Source organism: Mesorhizobium sp. M1A.T.Ca.IN.004.03.1.1 (assembly GCF_003997555.1).
Classification (GTDB): domain Bacteria; phylum Pseudomonadota; class Alphaproteobacteria; order Rhizobiales; family Rhizobiaceae; genus Mesorhizobium.
Window position 1 is genome coordinate 360,618 of sequence record NZ_RZTV01000001.1, and the last position, 18,182, is coordinate 378,799.

The window sequence follows — 18,182 nt, forward strand, 5'->3', positions numbered from 1 at the left end:
CACGGGTTCAGGTCGCGGCGTTTTCCCAACGATCGAGGAAGGCCTCGATCGGCAACGACTGCATGTCCGGGATCGCCCTGGCGAGTTTTTCCGGCGTCCAGTCCCACCAGGCGAGGTCTTCAATGCGCGCCGCCACGTCGGCGCTAAAGCGCTGGCGCAAGGGTTTGGCCGGAACGCCGGCGACGACAGCGTAAGGCGGCACGTCATGCGTCACCACCGCGTTGGCACCGATGACGGCGCCATTGCCGATCGTGATGCCTGGCATGATGACGGCGCCATGGCCGATCCAGACATCGTGCCCGATGCTGACCGGCTTTGCCTGCCGCCGCTCTCGAAATGCCGCGTCGACGCCAAGCCAGCGGAAATATTCGTTGGGCCGGTAGCTTACCTTATGCTGGGTCAGCCGCTCGATCGGATGCTCGAGCGCGTTGATGCGGCTGTTGGCGGCGATGGAGCAGAACTTGCCGATCGTCGTGTAGATCGCTTCCGAATGACGCTCGAAATAGGAAAAATCGCCGATCGTCACGTCGCGCAGGATAACCCGCTCGCCGATCGATGCATAGCGGCCAAGCTTGCACCCCTTCAACTCCGCGGTCGGATGGATGCGCGGCTCGGGATCCTTCGCAACGAGATGTTCAGGACGGTCCATGGCGCGGCTTTACGCCCGAGCGATTGCCCCGGCAAGCGGGACCAATCATCATTGCGGCTTGCCCTTGGCCCACACGACGTTCTGGCCATAGAGCGGCACGGTCGTGACCGACATCTTCGCCGAGCCGTTCTGGACCTGGCGCGAATGCGAGAGATAGATCAGCGTCTCGTTCTTCTTGTCGTAGATGCGGTTCACCACCTGTTTCTTCCAGATCAGGCTGAGGCCCTGCTTGAACACCTCTTCGCCGCGCTCGCTCATGTCGATGTCGCCGATGGTGATCGGCCCGGTCTGGCGGCAGGAGATCGACGAGTCCGACGGATCCTCGAACCAGTTGCCCTTGTGCAGCCGATCGATGATGCTGCGGTCGAAATAGGCGACGTGGCAGGTGACGCCGTCGACCTTTGGATCCTTGATCGCATCGATCATGATGTCGTTGCCGACCCAGTCGACGCCGACCTTGCCGACCTCGTCCGCCATCGCTGCGCCGGCGCCGAGGGCAATGCAGGCGGCAATCAAGCCGATCAGTTTTCGCAAGGAAGCCTCCTCGGGTTTTGCGTTTAGCCGATGTCAGGTGGGACAGGACAATGGCATTTGCAAGCCATTCGATGATCGTCGCGACGGAGGCGGCAGGTCTCGTGGTTGCGGCAACGCGACCTCTTTGCGCTCGCGCCGCCAAACCGCTAAGACTGTCGCCGAACAGGCTCGCGCCGGATCCGCCGGGCCGCGACGATCGCAACGGATAGTTTCTGATGATGCGCTCAATTCTGGTCGGCATCCTCGTCCTGATGGCGGCGGGCATCGGCTGGCTCACTTTCGACTGGTATCGCGGCCATTATGGCGGCCAGCCCTACGGCGCACCGTTCACACTGATCGACCAGAAGAGCGCGCCGATCACCGAGGCCGCGTTCCGGGGCCACCCAAGCGTCGTCTTCTTCGGCTTCACTCATTGTCCGGAAGTCTGCCCGACAACGCTGTTCGAAATGGCCGGCTGGCTGAAGACGATGGGCGACAGCGGCAAGAACCTCAACGCCTACTTCGTCACGGTCGACCCGGAGCGGGACACGCCGCAGATCATCAATTCCTACGTCGGCAATTTCTCCGACCGCATCACCGGCATCACCGGCGATCCGGACAAGGTGCATGCAATGGCCAAGGCCTTCGGCATCTACTGGAAGAAGGTCGACACCGGCGACGGCGATTACACGATGGACCACACGGCCTCCGTGCTGCTCCTCAACGCCAAGGGCGAGTTCGCCGGCACCATCGCCTATGGCGAAAGCGCCGACACGGCTATTGCGAAGCTGAAGCGGCTCGCAGCAGGCGGCCAGGCGTGATCCCGAACCGAAGGTTTGCGTAGCAACAAGTGGAACCGGTTCTCGGAAATGATCACGCTCAAACATGAGTCGCCCTGATGGGGCAGACCAGGTTCCATTTCACGGCGGGCAAGGCCGAGGCTGACCGCATCTTCGCGGCGCTTGATGCAGCTTTCGAGGACGAAGGCCTGCCGCTTGCCCTGCTGGAGGTCGACGAGGCCAATGACATCCACGAAGTGTCGCTCTATGCCGATGGCGATGTCGATGCCGTCGCAGTCCGGATCAACGGCATACTCGCGGACCTGGCCCTGCCGAAGCAGGTCGAGCGCGAGGCGCTCCCCGACATCGACTGGGTTGCACGCTCGCTCGAAGGACTGAAACCGGTCCGCGCCGGGCGTTTCTTTGTCCACGGCGCGCATGTTCGCGACAAGCGCCGCAGCGGTGACCTCGCCATTGAGATCGAGGCGGGTCTTGCCTTCGGCACCGGCCATCACGGCACCACGGCCGGCTGCCTCGAACTGCTGGAACAGGTGGTGGTGCGCGAACGCCCCGGCAACGCGCTCGACCTCGGCACCGGCAGTGCCGTGCTGGCGATAGCGCTGGCCAAGCTCGCGCACATCCCGGTGCTGGCGACCGACATCGATCCGGTCGCCGTTCGCGTCGCTGCGACCAATGCGCGACTGAACCGAGTGAAGGCGCTTGTCGAGACGGTGACGGCGCCCGGCTTCCACCATCCGATCTTCTCTAGGCGCGCGCCCTTCGACCTCATCGTCGCCAATATCCTGGCGCGCCCGCTGATGCGGTTGGCGCCCGAGATGGCCAGGCACATCAGGCTCGGCGGCTCGCTGGTGCTCTCCGGCATTCTCGACCGTCAGCGCGATGCGGTGATCTCGGCCTATGTCGGCCAGAGCTTCCGCCACGTCCGCACCTTGCACCGCGAGGGCTGGGTGACCATCCACCTCAAGCGCTGAAAACCGGATCGTTCAAGACTGGCCCTGTCGAAATCGATTCCGGTTTCGAAGACCTTGCGCTACGGTCGCGCGAGCCATTCGAGGAGATGCGGAAAAATGTTCCAGACCTTTGATTCCGCCGGCGATCCGGCTGTCGGCAAGCCGCGCGTGGCGACGCTGCGCCAATGGCTGGCCGAGAACAAGCTGGACGGCTTCATGGTGCCGCGCGCCGACGAGCATCAGGGCGAATATGTCGCCGACCGGTCGGCCCGGCTGAAATGGCTGACCGGCTTTTCCGGCTCAGCCGGCGTCGCCATCATCCTGCGCGACCGCGCCTTCATCTTCGTTGACGGCCGCTACACGCTGCAGGTGCGCAATGAGGTCGATCTTTCGATCTTCACCGTCGAGAGCCTCGTCGACAATCCGCCGGCCTCCTGGATCAAGGACAATCTCGGCAAAGGGGCCAGGCTCGGCTTCGACCCGTGGCTGCACACGATCGGCGAGATCAAGGCATTGAAAGCCTCGGCCGAGCAGTCCGGCGCGACACTGGTGCCGCTCGAGAAGAATCCGATCGATATCATCTGGGAAGATCAGCCCGAGCCGCCGCGCGCACCCGTGGAACTCCATCCGGTCGCCTTCGCCGGCGAGCTCGCCAAGGACAAGCTGGCGCGGCTGGCGGGCGCGATCGAAAAGGAGGGCGCGACGCACGCCGTGCTCACCGACCCTTCTTCCATCGCCTGGGCCTTCAACATCCGCGGCGGTGACGTGGCGCATACGCCGCTGGCGCTCGGCTTCGTCATTCTTGCCGCCGACGGCAAGCATCAACTCTTTATGGACCAGCGCAAATTTTCGCGCCAGGTCGCGGCCTATCTCACCCAGCTCGCCGATCCGCACGATCCAGGCGAATTCGAAGCGGCGGTCGCCAACCTCGCCAAGGGCGGCGCAAAAATCGCGCTCGATCCCGTTCTGGCGGCGGAAAAGCTCAAGATGCTGGTCGAGGGCAATGGCGGCATCGTTGTCTCTGCGCCAGACCCCGCCCGCATTCCGCGCGCCACCAAGAACCACGCCGAGGTCGCCGGCAGCCGCGCCGCGCATCGTCGCGACGGCGCCGCCATTGCCAAGCTGCTCTGCTGGCTCGACCGGCAGCAACCGGATACGCTCGACGAGATCGACGTCGTGACCAAGCTCGAGGAGGTGCGGCGCCAGACCGGCGAGGAAACGCAGATGCCGCTGCGCGACGTCTCTTTCGACACGATTTCCGGCGCCGGCCCGAACGGCGCCATCATGCATTACCGGGTCTCCCGCGCCACCAGCCGCAAGCTGCAAAGCGGCGAGCTGTTCCTGCTCGATTCCGGCGGACAATACCAGGACGGCACCACCGACATCACCCGCACCGTGCCGATCGGCCAGCCGACCGAAGAGATGCGCGAGCGCTTCACGCTGGTGCTGAAGGGCATGATCGGCATCTCGACGCTGCGCTTTCCGGCCGGCACGCGCGGTTCGGAAATCGATGCCGTCGCCCGCGTGGCCCTGTGGAAGCATGGCTGCGACTTCGCCCACGGCACCGGCCATGGCGTCGGCTCTTACCTCGCCGTGCATGAGGGCCCGCAGCGCATCGCCCGCACCGGCACCGAAAAACTGCTTGCCGGCATGATGCTGTCCAATGAGCCGGGCTATTACAAGGAAGGCTCCTACGGCATTCGCATCGAGAACCTGATCCTGGTCACGCCTGCCGAGCAGATCGAGGGCGGCGACATCGCCATGCACGGCTTCGAGACGCTGACGCTGGCGCCGATCGACAAGCGCCTCATCCGCAGTGACCTGCTGACCCGCGACGAACTGCACTGGCTCGACCAGTATCACGCGCGGGTTCTGGCCGAGATCGGTCCGATGGTGGACGGCGAGACGCTGGCCTGGCTGGAGAAAGCCACGGCGCCGCTGCCGCACGACGCCAAGATCTGACTTCTAGCCGACGAACTGCCTGGCCAGAATCAGCACCGCGGCACCGGCCAAAAACATCGCCATCAGGCCGCCGCGCAGCGACACCAGCGCGGTGACGATCAGCGCTGCCCATTCGGCCGGTCCGGCGCCGAGCGCGGCAGGTGCCACAAGTGTCGTCAGCACAGCGGCCGGCACGGCGTTGAGGCCGGCCTCGACACGCGGGTGGACGGTCTCGAAGCGCGAGATGACGAGATGGCCGCCGACGCGCGTGAGATAGGTGGCGACGGCGCCGGCGAGGATGATCCAGAAGGTCGTGCTCATGTGCGCTGCCCCACGCCGCTATGATGCGGCGGCAGAATGACCGCCAGAAGGACGCCGGCAATGGCGCCGATCGAGACATGCCAGGGCGAGCCGACCGTCTTGTAGGCGACGATCGAGGCGGCCGCGCTGGCGACGACCACCGGCAGCCACAGCGGCCGCTTGCGGAAGCCGAGAACCAGGCCGAGGAAATAGATCGGCAGCAGGAAATCGATGCCCAGAGCATGGGTATCCGGGATCATCTTGCCGAAGATTGCGCCGAGCGCGCTTTCGGCCACCCAGAACACATAGACCGGCAGGCCGAGCCCGAGATACCAGACGAACCCGACCGATTGGCCGGACGCCGCGCGCGCCTCGGCCACGGCATATTGCGGATCGGTCAGGATGAAATAGCCCAGCGCTTGCTGCAGCAGCGGCCAATGCGCCATGCGCCGGCCGATGCCGGCGGAATAGAGCACGTGACGGAAATTCACCGCGAAGATCGAGAGCACGATCAGCCAGGGCGCGACATGCTGGCCGAACAATTCGATGCCGACCATCTGGCTGGCGCCGCCGAAGATCAGCGCGCTCATGAGAAATGCTTCCAGGACCGAAAACCCGTTGTCCACGGCAATCGCGCCGAACAGGATCGCGAACGGCGCGGAGGCGACGACGACCGGCATCGACAGCCGCACGCCGTCCCAGAAATCGCTCCTCGCACGGCTTTCGGAGATTGCTTCCGCCGTCATCCAACTGCTCCCTTGAGCGGCTTGATTTAGGGAGCGTCGCCCCGCTTGTCACACCAATTCGCTTGAGCCGACGATCAGCGGAACTGATTGCCGGGCTTTGAGCGGCTCAGGCAGCCTTGCCCTGGATCGCCCTGCCCCAATCGAGCAGCGGCTTGGCGCGCAAGGTGAAGCCGACGAGATCGTCAACTAACGCCGCCATGCAGATGGTTTCGGGATCAATATTATGCCGCACCACGAAATGGCGGTTGCGGACTGCTTGCGCGAGATCGGCTTCGCTGACGTCCTCGAAACCACGCGGCGCGCGCTTCAGGCAATCTTCCCTATCCAGCTCCAGCCCAGTCTTTTTCAGCGCTGAAACCATGGCGCGGAAGGCGGCCGGCTTCGTCACGATCGCCTTGCGCATCGCCTGCAGCAACTCCGGTCCGGGCTGCCACCAGGCGACGCCGGCAAAGCAGCGCTCGAGGCCGATATGCACATAGAACACGCCCTGCTCCATCTTGGTGCCGTCTGGCGACAGGATTGCCGACAGGTGCCGATTATAGGGGCGCTTGTCCTTGGAGAAGCGAACGTCGCGATTGATGCGGAACAGCGACTTCTTGCGGTCGCCGCGCAGGCCAAGTCCCGCCGCCGCGAAACGCTCGCTGAGCGCTTCGACGAGATCGCAGAACGGCTCGTGCAGCTCACTCTCGTAGAGACCGCGGTTTTCCTGAAACCATTCGCGGCTCTGGTGGAAGTCGAGCGCCTTGAGGAACGGAATGGCCTTCTCGCCAAAACCCTTGAACGCTCCGGCCATCAGCCGCCCCTGCCGATGCGCTGCAGCCAGGTGTCCTCGTCGATCACCTCGATGCCGAGATCGCTCGCAACCTTGAGCTTGGAGCCGGCGCCCGGACCCGCCACCACCAGATCGGTCTTGGCCGAAACCGAGCCGGCGACCTTCGCCCCCAGGCGCTCCGCCATCGCCTTGGCCTCGGAGCGCGTCATCTTTTCCAGCGTGCCGGTGAACACCACCGTCTTCCCGGATACCTCGCTGCCGGCCGAGATCTCGACCACATAGGGCTTGGGATGGACTTGCGCCAGCAGCGCATCGAGCACGTCGTCATTGCGCTCATTGCCGAAGAAGTCGCGCAAGGCGTTGATGACGGTGTCGCCGATGCCGTTGATCGACGGGAACACGTCATGCGGATCCTCCGCCTTCGCCGTCTCCTTGCCGACGCGGATCAGTTCCTCGATGGTCGAGAACTGGCGGGCAAGCACCGCCGCCGTCGTCTCGCCGATATGGCGGATGCCGAGCGCGAAGATGAAGCGGTCGAGCTCCGGCTCGCGGCGCGCGTCGATGGCTGCGAACAGTTTGTCGAGGCCTTCGTAGTTGCGATCTTCGATGCTGCGCACATTCTTGCGCGTCTTGCCCGATGCGGCCTCGCGCAGTCTGGCCTGCTCCTCACGCCGCTCCGCCAACGCCTTGGTGACGGCCGGCCGGCGGTCCTTCAGCGTAAAGATGTCGGCGGCGGTCTTCACCAACCCGGCATTGAAGAACAGGTCGATGTTCTCGGCGCCAAGGCCCTCGATATCGAGCGCGCCGCGCGACACGAAGTGGCGCAGCCCCTCCACGGCCTGCGCTGCGCAGATCAGCTCGCCGGTGCAGCGGCGCCGCGAATCCTCCTTGCCGGTCTTCTCGTTGATCTCGCGCGTCGCCGGCGAGCCGCAGACCGGGCAGGTGTGCGGGAACTCATACGGCACCGCATCGGCCAGCCGCTTGTCGATGAGGACCCTGACGATCTGCGGGATGACGTCCCCTGCCCGCTGGATCACCACCGTGTCGCCGATGCGAACGTCAATGCCGTCGCGGATCGGCTGCCCGTTGCTGTCAAAACCCTTGATGTAATCTTCATTGTGCAGCGTGACGTTTTCCACCACCACGCCGCCGACCGTCACCGGCGCCAGCCGCGCCACCGGCGCCAACGTGCCGGTGCGGCCCACCTGGATGTCGATCTTCTCGACCGTCGTCATCGCCTGTTCGGCCGGGAATTTGTGGGCAACTGCCCAGCGCGGCTCGCCGGTCACAAAACCCCAGCGGCGCTGCAGCTCGAGCTGGTCGACCTTGTAGACGACGCCGTCGATGTCGTAACCCAGCGAAGAACGCTGTTCCTCGATCCGGTGGTAGTGCCCGATGAGGTCGTCGATCGACCTTGCCCGCACCATCAGCGGACTGATCTTGAAGCCCCATTCCTGGAACTTCTGCACGGAATCGTACTGGGTCGGAGCGGGATCCGCCGTCGTGTAGCCCCAGGCATAGGCGAAGAATTTCAGATTGCGGCTGGCGGTGACGGCTGGATCCTTCTGGCGCAGCGACCCGGCCGCCGTGTTGCGCGGATTGACATAGTCCTGGCCGCCGATAGCTGCCGAGCGCTGCTTCAACGCCTCGAACTCCGCGTAGGTCATGTAGACCTCGCCGCGGATTTCGATGACCTCCGGCCAGCCAGAGCCCTGCAACTTCTTCGGGATGTCGGCGATGGTCTTGAGATTGGCGGTGATGTCCTCGCCGACCGCGCCGTCGCCGCGTGTCGCGCCTTGCACGAAGATGCCGTTTTCGTAGCGCAGCGATGCCGACAGCCCGTCGATCTTCGGCTCCGCCGTGAAGGCGATATCGAGGTCCTTGTCGCGGTCGAAGAAGCGCCGGCCACGCTCGATGAAATCGGCCACGTCCTGGTCGGTATAGGCCTTGGCGAGGCTCAGCATCGGCACAGCATGCCGCACCTTGGTGAAGCCTTCCGCCGGCGGCGCGCCGACCCGACGCGACGGCGAATCCTCGCGAACGAGATCGGGAAAGCGCCCCTCGATGGCAAGGTTGCGCCGCGCCAATGCGTCGTATTCGGCGTCCGAAATCGTCGGCGCATCCTCCGTGTGGTAGCGCCGGTCGTGCTCGGCGATCTCCGCCGCCAGCCGCTTCAGCTCCTCCGCGGCCTCGCTTTCGCTCAGCGAATCGACTGGTTTTTCAGACATGAAGCGCGGTCCTCGAATTGTGGCGGGCCACTATAAATCAGGATTCGGTATGGAGGAGTCGGCTTGCGCAAAAATCATTGCCGAACAGCAGGATGCAGCCACCTGCTGACTCGGCATTCCAGCCGGGGATCAAGAAGCCTAGGCTGCCGCCGTGTTCTCGCGCAGCAACCGCTCAGCGGCGGCGCGCGCTTCATCGGTGATGGTGGCGCCGGCCAGCATGCGCGCGATCTCTTCCTGGCGCGCCGCGCGATCCATTTCGGCAACGCCGGTTGCGACACGGTCCTTGCCGCCGGACTTCGAGATTAGAAAATGCGTCGCGGCGCGCGCCGCCACTTGCGGCGCATGCGTGACCGAAAGCACCTGCACCCGCTTCGACAGCCTCGCCAGCCGCTGACCGATGGCGTCGGCCACGGCGCCGCCGACGCCGGTGTCGATCTCGTCGAAGACCAGGGTCGGCGCCGAGCCGCGGTCGGCAAGCGCCACCTTCAGGGCCAGAAGGAAGCGCGACAGCTCGCCGCCGGACGCAACCTTCATCATCGGCCCGGGCCGTGTGCCCGGATTGGTGCGCACCCAGAACTCGACCTGGTCGATGCCTTCTTCCATGCGGCCATCGGCATCGCTCACCATCTCGACGATGAACTCCGCCCGCTCGAGCTTGAGGGCCGGCAGTTCGGCCATCACCGCCTTGGTGAGGCCCGCCGCCGCCGCATGGCGCAGCGAAGAGAGCTGCGCCGCGGCTATGTCGTAAGCTTCGCGCGCGGCGGCTGCTTGTTTCTGCAGCCCGTGCAGGCGTTCCTCGCCCGCATCGAGATCGGCAAGGTCGGCCGCCATCGTGTCGCGCAGCTGCGCCAGATCGTCGACCGCGACATTGTGCTTGCGTGAGGCCGCGCGCAGCGAGAACAGCCGCTCTTCGGCCTTTTCCAGGCGCTGCGGATCGTATTCGGTGGCGCGTAGTGCTGTCTGGACGCCGGACTGCGCCGCGTCGAGCGAGATCATTGCCTCGTCCAGCGACTTGACCACATCGTCGAGCAGGCCCGGCACCTCACCCGATTTGCGCTGCAGCCGCCTGAGCAGGCTGGCGAGCTGCGGCAGGGGCGAAGACGGCCCCGACAGCACATCCTGCGCATCGTGAATCTCGGACGCGATCTTTTCGGCGCGCATCATCTGGGCGCGTAATTCGGCAAGCTCGGTCTCTTCGCCCGGCTGCGGATCGAGCTTCGCCAACTCGGCGACCGAGGCCCTGAGATAATCGGCCTCGCGCGCCGCCGCCTCGACCTTGGCGCGGTGCCGCGAAAGCTCCTGTTCGCAGTTCCGCCAATAGCGCCAGGCTTCGCCCGTCCCGCGCACGGCGCCGAGATGGCCGCCGAAACTATCCAGCAATTCGCGGTGGGCGCCGGGATCGACGAGCGCCCGCTCGTCATGCTGGCCGTGTATCTCGACCAGCGCGCGGCCGACGTCGCGCATCAGGGTCACGCTGGACGGCTGATCATTGACGAAAACGCGGGTGCGGCCGTCGGCGGTCTGCACGCGGCGCAGGATGATGTCGCCATCATCCTCGATGTCGTTGTCGGCAAGCAGCGCGCGCGCCGGGTGGTTGCGCGGCACGTCGAACACGGCGATGACCTGGCCCTGCGCCGCGCCATGGCGGACGAGCGAAGCGTCGCCGCGCGCGCCAAGCGCCAGCGACAGCGCATCGAGCAGGATGGATTTGCCGGCGCCGGTCTCGCCGGTCAGCACCGAAAGCCCAGGCAAGAAGTCGATGTCCAGCTTCTCGATCAGGACGATATCGCGGATCGACAGTCTGGACAGCATCAGAAGTGTCAGGCGCCGGTGATCAGCTTCCCGGCCTTGGAGATCCACGACCCGGCATTCTCGCGCGGTTCAAGCCCGTTGCTCTGCAGGAGCTTGTAGGAATCCTTGTACCACTGGCTGTCCGGATAGTTGTGGCCGAGCACCGCTGCGGCTGTCTGCGCTTCCGACGTCAGGCCCATCGCGTAGTAGGCTTCGGTCAGTCGCGCGAGCGCCTCCTCGACGTGGCGCGTGTTGGAGTAGTTCTCGACCACGGTGCGGAAGCGCTTGACGGCGGCGATATATTCGCGGCGTTCCAGATAGTAGCGGCCGATCTGCATCTCTTTGCCGGCGAGCTGGTCGGTGGCAAAGCGGATCTTGTCCTTGGCGTCGTCGACATACTCGGAATTCGGCCAGCGGGTCACCAGGTCCTGCATGGTCTGCACCGTCTGGCGCGCTTCCTTCTGGTCCTGGGTGACGTCCTTGATCTGCCGGTAGTAGCTCAAGCCGATGATGTACTGCGCATAGGCGGCATCGTCGGTTGACGGATAGAGCGTCAGGTAACGTTTGGCGGAACCGATCGCCTCGTCATAGTTGCCGGCGCGATAATCGGCGAAGGCGCCCATCACCATCGATTTGCGGGCGAATTCCGAGTAGGGATGCTGGCGGTCGACGGCGTCGAACTTCTTGCTCGCCTCATCGAGGCGGCCGGCATTCAGATTGGCGAGGCCCTGGTTGTAGAGAACGTCTGCGGGTTCGGTGTGGTCGACATAGGTCGCCAGATTGACGTCCTTTTCGGAGGACATGCAGGCCGACAGCATGAGCGACGGGGCGACCAACGAAAACGCCAGGAAAACAGCCCGATACGGCGCCTTCGATTGACCAACTCGCGAAAAAAACATGTTTGGATTCCGCCCTTTCGGCGTCGTTTCGGTCCCGGCCGCAGCCATAAACCATTATCCCCTTGCCCGGCAACGCTATGTCCGGCCAATCGCACATTTTTGTGGCGGTTTGGGACCGTCCCCAAAGCCGCTCGATTTCACGGGTTTGTGATGCATTTGCGCAACACCGGCTTCGCTACAAAGCCAGAAAATCGTCAAAAATCAGATGACCCAGGGCGCGTAGACCGGTCCGCTGACGGCGATCATTTCGGCGACCCGGCCGCGCTCGCGGCGCCGCGTCTCGACGATCTCGAAGGCCGTACGGTCCGAAAGCAGGCGGCGCAGCGCCGCCGCGTTCATCCGATGGCCGCCACGATAGGAGCGGAAGCAGCCGATGAAGCGCGCACCGGCAAGCGCCAGGTCGCCCATGGCGTCGAGCGTCTTGTGGCGGGCGAATTCGTTCGGATAGCGCAGTCCGCCGACATTGATGACGCGGTTGTCGTCGCCGATGACCAGCGAGTTCTCCAGCGACGACCCGAGCGCGTAGCCGGCGGCCCACAGCCGCTCGACATCCTTCATGAAGCCGAAGGTGCGGGCCCGCGCGATGTCGCGGCGGAAGATGTCGGGGTTGATATCGGAGGCGAAGAGCTGGCGGCCGATAGCTGGGCTCTCGAAGTCGATCTCGACCTCGAATCGCGTGCCGTCATAAGGACGGAACTCGGCCCAGGATGCACCGGCTTCGACGCGGATCGGCTTGACCACGCGGATATAGCGGCGCTTCACCGAAAGCGTCTCGATCCCCGCCTGGTCGAAGGCTTCGACAAAGGCCACCGCGCTGCCGTCGAGAATGGGAACTTCCGGACCGTCGATCTCGATGATGAGATTGTCGATGCCAAGTCCGAACACCGTCGCCATGAGATGTTCGACGGTTCCGATATGCTGGCCGACCGGATCGCCGAGCATGGTGCACAGGTCGGTGGCGCCGACCTCGGAGACCAGCGCGCGGAACTCGCGGAACTCGCCGCCATTCGCGAGGTGGAACACGATGCCGGTATCGGCGTCGGCGGGCAGGAAATGAACGGTGACGGGCTTGCCGCTGTGGACGCCGATGCCAGTCAGCGTCACGCGCGCCTTAACTGTCGTCTGATAGTCGTGCAAGACAAACCCCATAAGCCCAAACCGCCTGTGTCCGCTTGTCAGCCTTAGGCATTATGGCCCGACGGATCATCTGGCCTGCGCGCAAAAGCGGCGAATGAGCAAGGCAGCGGCTCTGATGTATCGGCAGGCAGGGCCAACTCCCCGAATCCCGGCAAACCGACTTTAGTCCGACGCGAAGATAGTGGCCCGTCTGGGAGACTCCAAATCACGGTTTCTTACCCCGTGTAACCGCTGCCCTGAGCGAAAAAACACTCGTAATGCGTTGTTTTTTCTATAACTTTTAAAGGCAACAGACAGACGATCTCTCGCCCGCCTGTTAACAGCTGTTATATATCGTTAGTGTATGTTCCGCCCGAAAGTGCACAGCGGTTTTGGGAGAACGACATTATCAAACATTGCTTAAAGCGCGCCGCATAGGCGGCGCGCTTTAACGATTAGTTCGCCTGGCGACGCAGGAACGCCGGGATCTCCAGCTGGTCGTCTTCCTGCACCGTGCGGCTTTGAGGCGTGAGGCGCCCCTGGTCGTCGAGCTGGCCGCGGCGCGGCGCATAGAGCTGCGGGTCCTGGCTGGCAAGGCGGCGCATTTCCGGTGCCGCCTGGCGCAGTTTCGGCTCGCGCGGCTGCGCCGGCTGCAGCCGGGCCGGCTCTTCCTCGCGGCGGGTCAGGCCGTTGGTCAGCCGCTTGATCAGCCCCATCGGTCCGCTGTTCTCATGATCCGCAGGGCGGCTCTTGGCCTCCACCTCGGCCCTCACAACCGGTGGAAAGTCCTCGACGCGCGGCATGCGCTGCGGCGCTGCAGCCACAGGCTGCGGCATCTCGCGCTGCGGCGCGGGCTGCATGACCGGCTGCTGGGCGATCGGCTGCGGCTGAGGCTGGGCCGGCGGAGCCTGGAAGATCTTGCTCTGCGGGCGGAAGTCGTCGACCGGCGCGGGGCGCGGCTGTGCCATCGCGGCGGCGTTCGCCTCTGCAAGCTGGATCGCCTCGGCAACCGGATCGACGGCGCGCGGCTCGTAGGCCTGCTGCTGAACCGGTGCGGGACGGCTTTCCTGAACAGGTGCCGCGGGACGGGCGACCGGCTTCTGCGGCGCGCGGATGGAGATTGGCGCCGCGGCGATTTCGGCCGCCGACTTGTCGATGCCGGTAGCGACCACCGAGACGCGGATCACGCCTTCCAGTTCCTCGTCGAAGGTGGCGCCGAGGATAATGTTGGCGTCCTGGTCGACCTCCTCGCGGATCCGGGTCGCAGCTTCGTCGACCTCGAACAGGGTGAGGTCGCGGCCGCCGGTGATCGAGATCAGCAGGCCCTTGGCGCCCTTCATCGAGGTCTCGTCGAGCAGCGGGTTGGCGATCGCCGCCTCGGCGGCGGCCATGGCGCGGCCCTCGCCCGAAGCCTCGCCGGTGCCCATCATCGCCTTGCCCATCTCGCGCATCACCGAGCGGACGTCGGCGAAGTCGAGATTGATCAGGCCTTCCTTGACCATCAGGTCGGTGATGCAGGCTACGCCGGAGTAGAGCACCTGGTCGGCCATGGCGAAGGCATCGGCGAAGGTGGTCTTGTCGTTGGCCAGCCGGAACAGGTTTTGGTTGGGGATGACGATGAGCGTATCAACGCATTTCTGCAGTTCCTCGATGCCCATGTCGGCCGTCTTCATGCGGCGCTGGCCTTCGAAGTGGAACGGCTTGGTGACGACGCCGACGGTGAGGATGCCCTTTTCGCGCGCCGCGCGGGCAACGACAGGTGCAGCGCCCGTGCCGGTGCCGCCGCCCATGCCGGCGGTGACGAAGCACATATGCGTGTTGGACAGATGATCGATGATCTCGTCGATGCACTCTTCCGCCGCCGCGCGGCCGACTTCCGGCTGCGAGCCGGCGCCGAGGCCTTCCGTGACATGCGCGCCGAGCTGGATCAGCCGCTCAGCCTTCGACATCGTCAGCGCCTGCGCGTCGGTGTTGGCCACCACGAACTCGACGCCGCGCAAGCCGGCTGTGATCATGTTGTTGACCGCGTTGCCGCCGCCGCCGCCGACACCGAACACGGTGATGCGTGGCTTAAGCTCGGTGATGTCCGGCTTCTTGAGATTGATGGTCATAGTCTCCGTCCTTTGCCTTTCCCGCCGCCTCGCCGCTGCGGCCGCCTTTGGGGCTGTCCCCGTCAAATTAAAAACTGTCTCTCAACCACTGACTCATGCGATGCAGTTTTCCGCCCGTTCCGGTCATCCTGAAACCGGAAAGTCCTTTCGCCGAATGGCTCTCGAAGCTCGCCATTTGAGGATAGATCAGAAGCCCGACCGGGGTCGAAAACGCCGGCCCCTTGGCCGCTTCCGGCAGGCCTGCCACGCCGAGCGGCCGGCCGATGCGCACGTTGCGCCCAAGAATGCGGCGCGCCGCCTCCGGCAGGCCCGCCAGTTGGCTGGCGCCGCCGGTGAGGACGACCCGTTTGCCGACGGCGTTGCCGTAGCCCGATTTGTTCAGCCGGTCGCGCAAAAGCTCGAGCGTCTCGTCGATGCGCGCCCGGATGATCCGCGTCATCACCGAGCGCGGGATCTGTAGCGGCAGCTCGCCCTCCTCGCCGATCGGCTGGATGGAAACCAGGTCGCGGTCGTCCGCACTGCCCGGCAGCGCAGAGCCATGCATCACCTTCAGCCGCTCGGCGGCGTCGAGCGAAGTCGACAGCCCCTTGGCCATGTCGAGCGTCACATGATTGCCGCCGATGGCGATGGCGTCGCCATGCACGAACTTGCCTTCCGAGAACACCGAGATCGTGGTCGTGCCGCCGCCCATATCGATGCAGGCCGCGCCCATTTCGAGCTCGTCGTCGACCAAAGCCGCGAGACCGCTGGCATACGGCGTCGCCACCATGCGCTCGACCGACAGATGCGAGCGGTTGATGCAAAGCTCGAGATTGCGCATCGGCGCAGCATCGCCGGTCAGCACATGCATATCGACGCCCAGCGTCTCCCCGACCATACCGCGGGGATCCCGCACGCCGCGCTCGGCATCGAGCGAGAAGCCGACGGGAAGCGAATGAACCACCTCTCGCTCGGCCCGCAGCGCCTGCTTGGCGCCGGCAGCGAGCACGCGCTTGATGTCGGCTTCCTCGACCTGATGGCCGCCGAGATTGATGGTTGCCGAAAAGGCCTCGCTCTTCAGCCGGCCGGCCGTCATGTTGACGATAAGGGAATCGACGGTGAGCCCCGCCATGCGCTCGGCGGCGTCGACGGCGAGACGGATGGCATGCTCGGCGCGGTCGAGATCGACCACGACGCCCGACTTAACTCCCTGCGACTTCTGATGGCCGATGCCGATCACCTGGATGCGATGCGAGCGTCCGCGCAACAGCTTGCCGTCCTCGCGCGGCTTCAGCTTCGCCACCACGCAGCAGACCTTGCTCGAGCCGACATCGAGCACCGTCAGCGTGCCCGACCGGCGCGAAGAGGCATCACCGCCGCCGCCAAGCCAGCTCATATCTTCGTCTCCGGCTTGCGTTTCGTCAGGGTCTTCGGCTTGTCGCTGAGCGCGGCTTCGCGCTGCGTCGCCGCTTCCGGCGAGAGCTCGACGACCAGGCGATCCGACAACCGCATGTCGACGGCAGCGATGTCGCGCGTCAACAGTCCGTTATCATGGTCAAGCTTGACGAGCTCAGCGATCGCCTGATCCTCGCCGTCTTCCGGCAGCTTCACGGTGATGCCGTTCTCCAGCTTGAGATCCCAGCGCCGCTCGCCGACACGGATATAGCCTTTGACCCGCGCCGCCAGCTCGGGATAGCGCTTGATCCTCTCGAGGAAATCCGGTGCCTTGGCCGGCGCGCCCGTGCCGATGATCAGCGGCAGCAAAGCCTGCTTGCCGCCCGAGAACGGCGCGATCACCTCGCCCGACCGCTCGATGACCGAAAGCGAATTGCCCTGCTGCCAGAGCGCGAAGGGCTCACGCTCCTCGACACGGACCTCGAGCGTATGAGGATAGATCTTGCGCACCGCCGCAACCTCGACCCAGGGCAACGTCGCGATGCGCTCGCGCGCAGCCTCGGCATCAAAGCCGATCAGCGACGTCCAGCCATCGAGGCCGAGGCGGTCCAGGATATCGATCTCGGAAGTCTGGCGATTGCCGACGACCTTGATCTGGTCGACGGCAAAACCGGTTCGGGCCGTCACGCCCTGCACGATGCTGTCGGCGTAGCCGCCGAGATAGGCCCCGTAGGCTCCGGCGGAAGCCAACAAGGCAGCCGAGAGGATCGCAGCCGAGAAGCGCGGCGCCTCGTACTCGCCATCGCAGAGACGGGCAAGCAAACGCACCGGCCGCCGCAGCTGGCGCGGCAACACGAAATTGTCGAACGACAGCGGCACGCCGAACAGCGCGGGCCCAGTCCCGCGGCCCTTGCCCTGGCCCCACCTCAACGCAGACACGAAGCGTCCTCCACCATCCAACTCAACAATTCGCCGAACGAATGCCCCGCTTGCGCGGCGATTTCAGGCACCAGAGACGTCGGCGTCATGCCCGGCTGGGTGTTGATCTCGAGCCAGACAACCTCGCCGTTTTCGGAGTGACGGTCGTCGTAACGGAAGTCCGACCGGGAAACGCCCCGGCAACCGATAGCAAGATGAGCCTTGAGGGCCAGTGTCTGTATTTTTTGGTAAATATTCGGTGAAATTTTTGCAGGGGTTTCGTGTTTTGATCCACCCGGGACGTACTTTGAATCGTAGTCGTAGAAGGAATGACCGGTCGGGATGATTTCACAGACCCCAAGCGCCACGTCACCCATCACCGCGCAGGTCAACTCGCGCCCGTGGATGTAGCGCTCGACCATGACGATCTCGCCATACTTCCATTCGGACGAGCCGATGACTTGCGGCGGATGCGACTGCCCCTCATGCACGATGACGACGCCGAAGCTCGAGCCTTCATTGACCGGCTTCACCACGTAAGGCGGCTTCATCGGATGCTTGTTCTGGACGGAGAAGCGGTTGACCACCTTCGATTCCGCGACGGGAATGCCGGACGCCTTGGCGACCTTCTTGGCCTGCTCCTTGTTCATGGCCAGCGCCGAAGCGAGCACACCCGAATGGGTGTAGGGAATTCCGAGATATTCGAGAATTCCCTGGATGGTGCCGTCCTCGCCGAACGGGCCATGCAGGGCGTTGAAGGCGACATCGGGCTTGAGCTCGGCAAGCACAGACCCGACATCGCGCGAAACATCGACGCGGGTGACCTGATAGCCTTCATTCTCGAGCGCATCCGCACATGCCTTCCCCGACGACAGAGACACGGGCCGCTCCGAGGAAAATCCCCCCAGGAGAACAGCCACATGCTTCTTCTTCATCCCGCCTTCCCCTTTCACGCCGGGCCTGCAACCAATATTTCCGCACGCAACATTTCCGCACATTGAGTCCGAGTCTTCCGGCAGGTTGCCCCCCCAGACGGAAAACGCGGGTAACGCGTCAAACGACTCAAATCAGGAA

16 protein-coding genes are annotated in these 18,182 nt (G+C 64.6%); 3 read left to right on the top strand and 13 right to left on the bottom strand.

All coding sequences use genetic code 11. The annotated features are described in order from the left end of the window. Positions 1-7: 7 nt before the first annotated feature. Together EOD29_RS01750 and EOD29_RS01755 are read right to left on the bottom strand one after the other, a co-directional pair. Complete coding sequence (locus tag EOD29_RS01750) at positions 8-649, bottom strand: DapH/DapD/GlmU-related protein (RefSeq protein WP_127245795.1); 642 nt, start codon at positions 647-649, stop codon at positions 8-10. A 48-nt stretch (positions 650-697) separates the two neighbouring features. Then, positions 698-1,126, bottom strand: coding sequence for a CreA family protein (locus EOD29_RS01755; RefSeq protein ID WP_095802437.1), 429 nt, complete (start codon positions 1,124-1,126; stop codon positions 698-700). 272 nt (positions 1,127-1,398) lie between these two features. Between EOD29_RS01755 and EOD29_RS01760 the strand changes: the two genes are divergently transcribed. The 3 genes from EOD29_RS01760 to EOD29_RS01770 all read left to right on the top strand — a co-directional run bounded on the left by EOD29_RS01760 (position 1,399) and on the right by EOD29_RS01770 (position 4,874). Next, positions 1,399-1,983 (top strand): SCO family protein, encoded by a 585-nt coding sequence (locus EOD29_RS01760; RefSeq protein WP_066990790.1) that lies wholly within the window; start codon positions 1,399-1,401, stop codon positions 1,981-1,983. 77 nt (positions 1,984-2,060) lie between these two features. Then, positions 2,061-2,933 (top strand): 50S ribosomal protein L11 methyltransferase, encoded by an 873-nt coding sequence (locus EOD29_RS01765; RefSeq protein WP_127245796.1) that lies wholly within the window; start codon positions 2,061-2,063, stop codon positions 2,931-2,933. A gap of 96 nt (positions 2,934-3,029) precedes the next feature. Next, positions 3,030-4,874 carry an aminopeptidase P family protein gene (locus EOD29_RS01770; RefSeq protein ID WP_127245797.1) on the top strand — a complete coding sequence of 615 codons (1,845 nt, stop codon included), beginning with the start codon at positions 3,030-3,032 and terminating at the stop codon, positions 4,872-4,874. A 3-nt stretch (positions 4,875-4,877) separates the two neighbouring features. Here the strand turns inward: EOD29_RS01770 and EOD29_RS01775 are convergent, their stop codons facing one another. From EOD29_RS01775 to EOD29_RS01825, 11 genes are all read right to left on the bottom strand, one after another. Then, positions 4,878-5,174: an AzlD family protein gene (locus tag EOD29_RS01775; RefSeq protein WP_067329066.1), complete on the bottom strand. Its 297-nt coding sequence runs from the start codon at positions 5,172-5,174 to the stop codon at positions 4,878-4,880. Continuing rightward, entirely contained in the window at positions 5,171-5,899 is a 729-nt protein-coding gene (locus tag EOD29_RS01780) for an AzlC family ABC transporter permease (RefSeq protein ID WP_095824915.1), read from the bottom strand. The genes EOD29_RS01775 and EOD29_RS01780 overlap by 4 nt, the downstream gene beginning before the upstream one ends. 106 nt (positions 5,900-6,005) lie before the next feature. Continuing rightward, the gene (locus EOD29_RS01785; RefSeq protein ID WP_067329064.1) at positions 6,006-6,692 is read right to left on the bottom strand and encodes a TIGR02453 family protein; all 687 of its coding nucleotides are present in this window, start codon (positions 6,690-6,692) and stop codon (positions 6,006-6,008) included. Then, entirely contained in the window at positions 6,692-8,899 is a 2,208-nt protein-coding gene (gene ligA, locus EOD29_RS01790; protein WP_127245798.1) for an NAD-dependent DNA ligase LigA, read from the bottom strand. Before ligA ends, EOD29_RS01785 begins: the two co-directional genes overlap by 1 nt. 138 nt (positions 8,900-9,037) lie before the next feature. Next, a complete protein-coding gene (gene recN, locus EOD29_RS01795) occupies positions 9,038-10,711 on the bottom strand; it encodes a DNA repair protein RecN (protein ID WP_095802423.1) in 1,674 nt (557 codons plus the stop codon). Positions 10,712-10,719: 8 nt separating this feature from the next. Then, positions 10,720-11,589, bottom strand: a complete 870-nt coding sequence (locus EOD29_RS01800) for an outer membrane protein assembly factor BamD (protein ID WP_066990991.1) — start codon at positions 11,587-11,589, stop codon at positions 10,720-10,722. A 201-nt stretch (positions 11,590-11,790) separates the two neighbouring features. After that, positions 11,791-12,738 carry a UDP-3-O-acyl-N-acetylglucosamine deacetylase gene (gene lpxC / locus EOD29_RS01805; protein ID WP_127245799.1) on the bottom strand — a complete coding sequence of 316 codons (948 nt, stop codon included), beginning with the start codon at positions 12,736-12,738 and terminating at the stop codon, positions 11,791-11,793. Positions 12,739-13,160: 422 nt separating this feature from the next. Further along, on the bottom strand, positions 13,161-14,816 hold the full coding sequence (ftsZ, locus tag EOD29_RS01810; protein ID WP_067329056.1) for a cell division protein FtsZ: 1,656 nt from the start codon (positions 14,814-14,816) through the stop codon (positions 13,161-13,163). A 67-nt stretch (positions 14,817-14,883) separates the two neighbouring features. Next, positions 14,884-16,191: a cell division protein FtsA gene (gene ftsA, locus EOD29_RS01815; RefSeq protein WP_066990759.1), complete on the bottom strand. Its 1,308-nt coding sequence runs from the start codon at positions 16,189-16,191 to the stop codon at positions 14,884-14,886. Further along, positions 16,188-17,129, bottom strand: a complete 942-nt coding sequence (locus EOD29_RS01820; protein ID WP_095828963.1) for a cell division protein FtsQ/DivIB — start codon at positions 17,127-17,129, stop codon at positions 16,188-16,190. Before EOD29_RS01820 ends, ftsA begins: the two co-directional genes overlap by 4 nt. Beyond that, positions 17,117-18,043, bottom strand: coding sequence for a D-alanine--D-alanine ligase (locus tag EOD29_RS01825; RefSeq protein WP_066990754.1), 927 nt, complete (start codon positions 18,041-18,043; stop codon positions 17,117-17,119). Before EOD29_RS01825 ends, EOD29_RS01820 begins: the two co-directional genes overlap by 13 nt. Positions 18,044-18,182 lie beyond the last annotated feature (139 nt).

What these genes read in the sequence shown, in the direction of transcription:
- EOD29_RS01800 (WP_066990991.1), bottom strand. Translation starts at nt 11,589, where the DNA reads ATGTTTTTTTCGCGAGTTGGTCAATCGAAGGCGCCGTATCGGGCTGTT.
- ftsA (WP_066990759.1), bottom strand. Translation starts at nt 16,191, where the DNA reads ATGAGCTGGCTTGGCGGCGGCGGTGATGCCTCTTCGCGCCGGTCGGGC.
- EOD29_RS01785 (WP_067329064.1), bottom strand. Translation starts at nt 6,692, where the DNA reads ATGGCCGGAGCGTTCAAGGGTTTTGGCGAGAAGGCCATTCCGTTCCTC.
- ftsZ (WP_067329056.1), bottom strand. Translation starts at nt 14,816, where the DNA reads ATGACCATCAATCTCAAGAAGCCGGACATCACCGAGCTTAAGCCACGC.
- EOD29_RS01750 (WP_127245795.1), bottom strand. Translation starts at nt 649, where the DNA reads ATGGACCGTCCTGAACATCTCGTTGCGAAGGATCCCGAGCCGCGCATC.
- EOD29_RS01770 (WP_127245797.1), top strand. Translation starts at nt 3,030, where the DNA reads ATGTTCCAGACCTTTGATTCCGCCGGCGATCCGGCTGTCGGCAAGCCG.
- ligA (WP_127245798.1), bottom strand. Translation starts at nt 8,899, where the DNA reads ATGTCTGAAAAACCAGTCGATTCGCTGAGCGAAAGCGAGGCCGCGGAG.
- recN (WP_095802423.1), bottom strand. Translation starts at nt 10,711, where the DNA reads ATGCTGTCCAGACTGTCGATCCGCGATATCGTCCTGATCGAGAAGCTG.
- EOD29_RS01760 (WP_066990790.1), top strand. Translation starts at nt 1,399, where the DNA reads ATGATGCGCTCAATTCTGGTCGGCATCCTCGTCCTGATGGCGGCGGGC.
- EOD29_RS01780 (WP_095824915.1), bottom strand. Translation starts at nt 5,899, where the DNA reads ATGACGGCGGAAGCAATCTCCGAAAGCCGTGCGAGGAGCGATTTCTGG.
- lpxC (WP_127245799.1), bottom strand. Translation starts at nt 12,738, where the DNA reads ATGGGGTTTGTCTTGCACGACTATCAGACGACAGTTAAGGCGCGCGTG.
- EOD29_RS01765 (WP_127245796.1), top strand. Translation starts at nt 2,061, where the DNA reads ATGGGGCAGACCAGGTTCCATTTCACGGCGGGCAAGGCCGAGGCTGAC.
- EOD29_RS01825 (WP_066990754.1), bottom strand. Translation starts at nt 18,043, where the DNA reads ATGAAGAAGAAGCATGTGGCTGTTCTCCTGGGGGGATTTTCCTCGGAG.
- EOD29_RS01775 (WP_067329066.1), bottom strand. Translation starts at nt 5,174, where the DNA reads ATGAGCACGACCTTCTGGATCATCCTCGCCGGCGCCGTCGCCACCTAT.
- EOD29_RS01755 (WP_095802437.1), bottom strand. Translation starts at nt 1,126, where the DNA reads ATGGCGGACGAGGTCGGCAAGGTCGGCGTCGACTGGGTCGGCAACGAC.